Raw genomic sequence first — 819 nt, 5'->3', positions numbered from 1 at the left:
TGTCCAAAATCAGGTATATCTTGCGGCCCGCGTCCTTTACGAGTCGGCGCAGGAAGTCGATCAGGATGTCGGAGTTGAGCGCGCCGTCGAACGCCTTGCAGCGCATCTGCCCCTTGTTGGTGACGGTGGAGATCACCGACAGGCCATGGCGCTTGTTGTTTACCCGGATCACGGGCGTCTGTCCCTGCGGCGCATAGCCGCGCCCGCGCACGTCGTCACTGCGCAGGCCAGTCTCGTCGCCCCAGTGGATCTCGGCACCCTCGACCTTGGCGCACGCGGCGATCACCGGGTACTCCTCCTGGAGCCACTTCTTCACCGCCGCGGGCGAGTGCTCGTAGGCCTTCTTCATTGGCTTTTGCGGCGTGAAGCCCCAGCGGGCAAGGTACAGGCCCATCGTGCGCACGGCCAGCTTGATGCCGAAGAGCTGCACGATCAATTCAGCCACCGCCGCGCGCGTCCACAGCGCGCAAGGCATCTTCAACTGATCCGGCGTGCGGTCGGTGATGAGCTTGCGAACCCGCGCCTCCTGCGCCGCGTCAAGGCGCCGGCCGTCTCCCAGCGCACGCCCACCAGGCGCGTCCTTCAACGCCTTGGCGCCCGCAGTCTCATGGCGCTTGCAGATGTCGAACACGCCCGTGCGGCTGAGCCCTGTCAGCGCCGCAATCTCGTCGTACTTGTAACCCGCCTTGCGCAGGCGGATCACCTGCACGCGCCTCTCATGCCGCGCTTCGCGCGACAACGATCTCATGTCTGTTGCTTGCATCATCAGCACATGATGGCGCATTCCTTTATTTCAAGATGATTTATGCCGGATCAATA

General features: G+C 63.5%; 1 protein-coding gene. It reads right to left on the bottom strand.

What is annotated here, in order from left to right; translation table 11 throughout:
- On the bottom strand, nucleotides 1-763 hold a 763-nt coding region (locus AVHM3334_RS23725; protein WP_284415882.1), incomplete at its 3' end, for an IS630 family transposase.
- Nucleotides 764-819 lie beyond the last annotated feature (56 nt).

Origin of the sequence: Acidovorax sp. SUPP3334 (assembly GCF_030159055.1) — a bacterium.
GTDB lineage: Bacteria > Pseudomonadota > Gammaproteobacteria > Burkholderiales > Burkholderiaceae_C > Paracidovorax.
Note: the sequence above shows the minus strand (reverse complement) of the source record. Positions and strands in the feature narration are given on the sequence as shown.